Consider the following 6,242-nt stretch of genomic DNA (forward strand, 5'->3'; position numbering starts at 1 on the left):
CGGCGTCCAGACGGCGGGCGACTCAGCAGGCGCGGTCCACAGCGCGGACGTCAGGCCGACGCCATAGGCCGCCAGCCGCGCCGCCCCCATGGCGGTCATCTCCTGGAAGGCGGGGCGTTCGACCTCGACCTCGCAGATGTCGGCGATGAACTGCATGGCGAAGGCGTTGGCGGTGACGCCGCCATCGACCTTGAGCCGCTTCAGCGGCGGCGCTCCGTCCTTCGTCAGGGCGTCCAGCAGGTCGCGAGTCTGATAGGCTAGGCTCTCCAGCGCGGCGCGAACCATGTGCGCCGGTCCGCTGTCGCGGGTCAGGCCGACGACCGTGCCCCGCGCCTCCGGCTCCCACCACGGCGCGCCCAGCCCGGTGAAGCCGGGCGCCAGATAGACCCCGCCGTTGTCCTTCAGCGTCTGGGCTATGGCCTCGGACTGGCGCGAATCCGACAGCACCTTCAGCCCGTCGCGCAGCCACTGGATCGCCGACCCGGCCGAGAAGATGGAGCCCTCCAGCGCATAGGCCGCCTCACCTCCCGCCGCATAGCCCAGCGTCCCCAGCAGGCGCGAGGTCGAGGCCACAGGCGCCGCGCCGACATTGGCGACCAGAAAGGCGCCGGTCCCATAGGTGATCTTGGCGTCCCCCGCCGTCAGCGCCCCATGCCCGACCAGGGCCGCGTGCTGATCCCCCGCCGACCCGTGAATGGGTAGGGCGCGCCCCAGCAGGGACGGATCCGCCGTCCCCAGCAGGGCGTCGCAGTCGCGGATTTCCGGCAGGGCCTGCATCGGCACGCCGAACAGGTCGCACAAATCCTGTCGCCATATGCGCGTCGTCAGGTCCATCAGACTGGTGCGGCTGGCGTTGGTGGCGTCGGTGACGTGGCTGTTCCCGCCGGTCAGCTTCCAGATCAGCCAGGCGTCGATCGTGCCCAGCTTCACCTCGCCCCGCGCCGCCCGCTCTCGCGCGCCGGGCACGGCGTCCAGCAGCCAGGCGTATTTCGAGGCCGAGAAATAGGGATCGAGGATCAGGCCTGTCGCCGCCTGAACCATGGCCTCATGCCCTGCCGCCGCCAGCTTGCCCGTCGCCTCGGCCGTGCGCCGGTCCTGCCAGACGATGGCGCGATGCATGGGCTCGCCCGTCGCCGCGTCCCAGATCACCGAGGTCTCGCGCTGGTTGGTGATGCCGATGGCGGCGAAGCGCCCGACGCCACCCGCCTTGCGCACCACCTCGCGACAGGTCTGCAGCGTCGCGCGCCAGATCTCGGCCGCGTCATGCTCGACCCAGCCCGACTGCGGAAAATGCTGCTCCAGCTCGATCTGGCTGACCGCGGCGGCGTGGAAATCGCCCTCGGGCGAGACTTCAAACGCGATCGCCCGCGTCGAGGTCGTACCCTGATCAATGGCGAGGATGAGACGGTTCATGAGGCGCGGTTTTTCCAGATTTCGATCTGATCGATGGCCAAGGCCAGGAGGCTGTCGATTTCATCAATCCCGCCCCTCCAGACCTGCTCGAAGGCCTGATCGTCAGTCGTATCTACAGAGCGGGCGGTCACGACAAGCGCGCCCATGACAGGAGGCTCGATCGCGACCTGAAAACAGTCGTGGCCGTCATATCCCGAGACATAGAAAAAACGCGCGGGAGCGTTCGCCCATTCCTTGAACACGACCCAGCCCTTTGCGGCGGCCTGCCGATCCAGTTGCGCGTCCATGAGCAAATAGGGGTTCATAAGACCGTATCCTGCGTGGCGCATACGAACTCGACAAGCCGACAGATGAAGGTATCGATCTCTCATGCATACGCCCAGCTTCCCCGGCGTCATCGACGCCGCCCGCCAGATCGCCCCCGCCGCCGTCCGCACGCCGTTGATCGAGCATCCGGCCCTGAACGAGGCCGTCGGCGGCCGCGTCCTGATGAAGGCCGAGACCTTTCAGGTCGCGGGCGCCTTCAAGTTCCGCGGCGCCTACAATCGCGTCAGCCGCCTGACGGACGAAGAAAAGACGCGCGGCGTCGTGGCCTATTCCTCCGGCAACCACGCGCAGGGGGTGGCGGCCGCCGCCAAGGCCGTCGGAGCGCCCGCCATCATCGTCATGCCGTCCGACAGCCCGGCGGTGAAGGTCGACGGCGTGCGCGCCTTCGGTGGCGAGGTGCGCTTCTACGACCGCTGGACCGAAAGCCGCGAGGCCATCGGCGCCGAGATCGCGGCCGAACGCGGCTCGGTGCTGGTCCCGCCGTTCGACGATCCCTTCATCATCGAGGGCCAGGGCACGGTCGGGCTGGAGATGCTGGAACAGGCGGGCGTGCCGATGGACCAGCTGCTGTGCGGCGCCTCGGGCGGCGGGCTGATCGCCGGGATCAATCTGGTCATGGCCGAACAGAGCCCCGACACCCGCGTCATCGTGGTCGAGCCCGACGCCTTCGACGACACTCGTCGCTCGCTGGAGGCCGGCGCGCGCACCGCTCATCCGCAGGGGACGCCCTCCATCTGCGACGCCCTGATGGCGCCCATTCCGGGCGAACTGACATGGCCGATCAACCAGCGGCTGGCGAGCGCCGCCACCGTCATCGACGCCGAGGTGGCCGAGGCCATGCGCTTCGCCTTCCGCTGGCTGAAGCTGGTCATCGAGCCGGGCGGCGCCGTGTCGCTAGCGGCCCTGCTATCGGGCAAGGTCGAGGCCAAAGACCTGACCACCGGCATCGTCCTGTCGGGCGGCAACGTCGACCCCGGCCTGTTCAGCGCGATCATCGAGGGGCGCTTCGAGGGGTAGGTCTTGCTTCCACCCCCTCCCCGCGCAAGGCTGGCGCAAACGGGAGGGCGTCACATGGCCAAGGCCAGCGAACTACAGTCTTTGATCGGACAAGAGGTCGGCGTCAGCCGCTGGTTCGCGCTAGATCAGGCGCGCATCGACGCCTTCGCCGGTCTGACCGAGGACGAGCAGTTCATCCACGTCGATCCCGAGCGCGCCAAGACGACGCCCTTCGGCGGGACCATCGCGCACGGCTTCCTGACCCTCAGCCTCGCCTCGGCCATGAGCATGGACGCCGTCGTCCCGCTGGACGATCTGGTCATGGGGGTGAACTACGGCTTCGACCGGCTGCGCTTCCTCGCCCCGGCGCCGTCGGGATCACGCGTGCGCGGCCGCTTCAAACTGCTGTCCGCCGAAGACAAGGGGGGCGGCCGTTGGCTGCTGAAGCACGAACTGACCGTCGAGATCGAAGGCGGCGACAAGCCCGCCCTGATCGCCGAATGGCTAACGATGCAAGTGGTGAAAGCCTAAACCTCGCTGCTCATCCCGGCGAAAGCGAATAGGCGCCTATTCGCCCAGACACCTCAGCGCCACTTCCAGATTGCGCAGGCCGTCTTCGCCGCTGACGGCCGCAGTCTCGCCGGTGCGGATGGCGTGGATGAAGGCCTCGTGCTCCTTCTTGAGCGGCTCGGCGGGCCAGGCGTTGAGCATCCGCGTCGAATAGGAGCCGTCCGGCTGCTGGCCGAAGAATTCCGTCACCTGGCGCGTGATCAGATCGGCGACGATGAAGCGGCTCTTGGTCGCCACCTGCAGGACGCGGGTCTTGTAGGGCGTGACCCAGTTGGTGGTGATGTGGGCGATCACCCCATTGTCCATGCGGAACTGCAGCAGGGCCGAGTCCTCGCGCGAAGCATGGGTGTGGCCCAGCAGCGACTGGACCTCGGTCATCTCCGACCCCGTCAGGTGACGGATGATGTCGATGTCGTGCACCGCCAGGTCGATGACCACCCCGACCTCGCCCATGCGCGGCGGGAAGGGGCCGACGCGGGTGATCTGGATGGAGATGATCTCATCGCCGTCGATGGCGCGCTTGACCGTCTCGACGGCGGGGTTGAAGCGCTCGACATGGCCGACCATCAGTACGCGGTTGTTCGACTTGGCCGCATCGATCATGGCCTGGGCGTCGGTCACTGTGGCCGCGATCGGCTTCTCCACCAGCACATGGACGCCCGCGTTCAGCAGGGCCACGCCCAGCTCGGCGTGATAGCGGTTCGGCGTGGCGATGACGGCGGCGTCCAGTCCGGCGGCGACGAAGGCCTCGGCCGTCGTCACGGCGGTCGCCCCATAGGCGGCGGCCACGCCCTCGGCCGTCACGGCGTCGGGATCGAAGACGGTCGTCAGCTCGACATCGCGCAGCTCGGCCAGAACGCGGGCGTGGTTGCGGCCCATGACGCCGGCGCCGGCGACGCCGATCTTGAGAGGGGTCTGGTGAATGGTCATGCGGATCAGGCCTTGAAGCTGGCGACGGCGGCGATGATGCGCTCTTGAGTCTGGGCGTCCAGATCCGCGTGCATCGGCAGGCTGACGACCACATCCTTCAGCCGCTCGGTGACGGGCAGGCCGCCCGCGCCGCGCGGATAGTGCTCATAGGCGGGCTGCAGGTGCAGCGGGATCGGATAATAGACCGCCGTCGGCACGCCCTGATCCTTCAGGTGCGCGGCCAAACCATCGCGATCCGCATGCTCGACCGTGTACTGCGCCCAGTTGGAGACATTGCCCGCCGGAACATCCGGAACCTTGGCGACGCGGGGACGAAGGCCCTCATTGTAGCGGGCGGCGGCGGCGTTGCGCCACTCGATCTCCTGCGCGAAGACCTTCAGCTTCTCGATCAGGACGGCGGCCTGAATGGTGTCCAGACGGCTGTTCAGGCCGATGCGCATGTTCAGATATTTGGGGTCGTGGTCGAAGGTGCGGTCCTTCAGATCGACGCCCACCGCCTTGCCGTGGACGCGGATGGAATCCATCAGCTGGGCGAGTTCGTCGTCGTTCGTCAGCACCGCCCCGCCGTCGCCGTAGCAGCCCAGCGGCTTGGCCGGGAAGAAGCTGGTGGTGGTCACATCGGCCCACTTCAGCGGATGTTCGCCGTTAACGGTGCAGCCGAAGCCCTGCGCCGAATCCGAGATCAGCTTCAGCCCATATTTGTCGCAGACGGCCTTAATGGCCGGATAGTCGGCGGGCTGGCCGAACAGGTCGACGGCGATGACCACGCGCGGGGTCAGGCGGCCCTCGGCCTTGATGCCTTCGATGGCGCGCTCCAGCGCCGCCGGGTCCATGTTGTAGGTGTTTTCGTCCACGTCGACGAAGACCGGCTCGGCGTCGAACCAGGGCACGACCTCGGCCGTGGCGGCGAAGGTGAAGCTGGGCACGAAGACGGCGTCGCCGCGCCCGACGCCCCAGGCCATCAGCGGCAGGGCCAGGGCGTCGGTGCCGTTAGCGCAGCCCAGGGCGTGCTTGGCCTTGCCGAAGGCGGCCAGATCGGCCTCGAACTGGCGCACCTGCGGGCCCATGACCCAGGCGCCGCCGACGACAGCCTCCTGAACGGCGGCCTCGATCTTGCCGCCGAGGCGCAGCCGCTGGGCCTGAAGGTCGATGAAGGGAATGGTCATTGCGATGTCGCTCTCTCGATGGGGCCGGCGCGGGCGGAAATCCAAGGCTCCGGGGCGCGGACGCGAAGGCGGGTCGTCTGTGTCAGTCTGCGTCCTACCAAAGCGGCGGGGTGCTGAACAAACCCCTCGGGGTCACTTCGCGTTGCGCGATGCAACGAAACGGCGGCTTGGCAAAGGCGAGACCGCCGCCTAAGCCGGACCCATGAGCTTCGACGCCCCCGCCAGGAACCGGGTCCATGACTGGCTGTTCGGCCAGGCCCTGCCGCTGTGGGCGGCGGCGGGCATCGACGATCAGGGCCGCTTCTTCGAGAAGATGGACTTCGATGGGCGGCCCGTCACGGGCGTCCCCCGCCGCACCCGCGTCCAGGCGCGACAGACCTATGTCTTCATCCAGGCCGTCGCGCTGGGCGGGACCGATGCCGAACCCGTCGCCTGCGCCGCGCTGGACACCCTGATCCGCCGCAACCGTCGGGACGACGGCCTGTGGGTGCGCGCCACGGACGACGCAGGGGTCGTGATCGACGCCACGCCCGACCTCTATGACCTGGCCTTCGTCCTGTTCGCCCTGGCCGGGGCGCACCGCGTGCTGAAGGACGAACGGGCGCGGCCGCTGGCGCTGGAGACCTTGGCCGCCATCCAGGCGCAGATGGCCGATCCCGTTCACGGCGGCTGGCAGGAGGCCCTGCCGCCGGTCGTGCCGCGCCGCCAAAACCCGCACATGCACATGCTGGAGGCCCTGCTGGCCTGGCAGGCGACAGCGCCAGATCCGGCCTTCGAGGCGGCGGCGCGGGCGGTGCTGGACCTGTTCAACCGGCGCTTCTTCGACCGCGAGCACCTGAT

Annotated in this window: 7 protein-coding genes; 3 read left to right on the plus strand and 4 right to left on the minus strand. The window is 68.4% G+C overall.

Translation table 11 applies throughout. The features are described from left to right. Both glpK and RT567_RS06555 read right to left on the minus strand, forming a co-directional pair. Window positions 1-1,413: glycerol kinase GlpK (glpK, locus tag RT567_RS06550; protein WP_313575174.1), on the minus strand; the 1,413-nt coding region annotated here is incomplete at its 3' end. After that, entirely contained in the window at window positions 1,410-1,700 is a 291-nt protein-coding gene (locus RT567_RS06555) for a hypothetical protein (protein WP_313575176.1), read from the minus strand. The genes glpK and RT567_RS06555, both read right to left, overlap by 4 nt. Before the next feature lie 82 nt (window positions 1,701-1,782). On the opposite strand from RT567_RS06555, the gene RT567_RS06560 reads away from it, so the two are divergent. Both RT567_RS06560 and RT567_RS06565 read left to right on the plus strand, forming a co-directional pair. Next, on the plus strand, window positions 1,783-2,757 hold the full coding sequence (locus tag RT567_RS06560) for a threonine/serine dehydratase (protein WP_313575177.1): 975 nt from the start codon (window positions 1,783-1,785) through the stop codon (window positions 2,755-2,757). Window positions 2,758-2,811: 54 nt separating this feature from the next. Beyond that, the gene (locus RT567_RS06565) at window positions 2,812-3,267 is read left to right on the plus strand and encodes a MaoC family dehydratase (RefSeq protein ID WP_313575179.1); all 456 of its coding nucleotides are present in this window, start codon (window positions 2,812-2,814) and stop codon (window positions 3,265-3,267) included. A gap of 36 nt (window positions 3,268-3,303) precedes the next feature. Here RT567_RS06565 and RT567_RS06570 read toward each other — a convergent pair whose 3' ends face one another. Then, on the minus strand, window positions 3,304-4,236 hold the full coding sequence (locus tag RT567_RS06570; protein WP_313575180.1) for a Gfo/Idh/MocA family oxidoreductase: 933 nt from the start codon (window positions 4,234-4,236) through the stop codon (window positions 3,304-3,306). A 5-nt stretch (window positions 4,237-4,241) separates the two neighbouring features. Continuing rightward, the gene (locus RT567_RS06575) at window positions 4,242-5,402 is read right to left on the minus strand and encodes a DegT/DnrJ/EryC1/StrS aminotransferase family protein (RefSeq protein WP_313575182.1); all 1,161 of its coding nucleotides are present in this window, start codon (window positions 5,400-5,402) and stop codon (window positions 4,242-4,244) included. Window positions 5,403-5,604: 202 nt separating this feature from the next. On the opposite strand from RT567_RS06575, the gene RT567_RS06580 reads away from it, so the two are divergent. Next, window positions 5,605-6,242 (plus strand): AGE family epimerase/isomerase (locus RT567_RS06580; RefSeq protein ID WP_313575184.1); only part of this gene is annotated, 638 nt, incomplete at its 3' end.

It is taken from the genome of Brevundimonas sp. (assembly GCF_032107865.1).
Taxonomy (GTDB): domain Bacteria; phylum Pseudomonadota; class Alphaproteobacteria; order Caulobacterales; family Caulobacteraceae; genus Brevundimonas.

Bases quoted from the DNA above. Each gene is read 5' to 3' on its own strand.
- RT567_RS06555 (WP_313575176.1), bottom strand. From the start codon at position 1,700: ATGGACGCGCAACTGGATCGGCAGGCCGCCGCAAAGGGCTGGGTCGTG.
- RT567_RS06560 (WP_313575177.1), top strand. From the start codon at position 1,783: ATGCATACGCCCAGCTTCCCCGGCGTCATCGACGCCGCCCGCCAGATC.
- RT567_RS06565 (WP_313575179.1), top strand. From the start codon at position 2,812: ATGGCCAAGGCCAGCGAACTACAGTCTTTGATCGGACAAGAGGTCGGC.
- RT567_RS06570 (WP_313575180.1), bottom strand. From the start codon at position 4,236: ATGACCATTCACCAGACCCCTCTCAAGATCGGCGTCGCCGGCGCCGGC.
- RT567_RS06575 (WP_313575182.1), bottom strand. From the start codon at position 5,402: ATGACCATTCCCTTCATCGACCTTCAGGCCCAGCGGCTGCGCCTCGGC.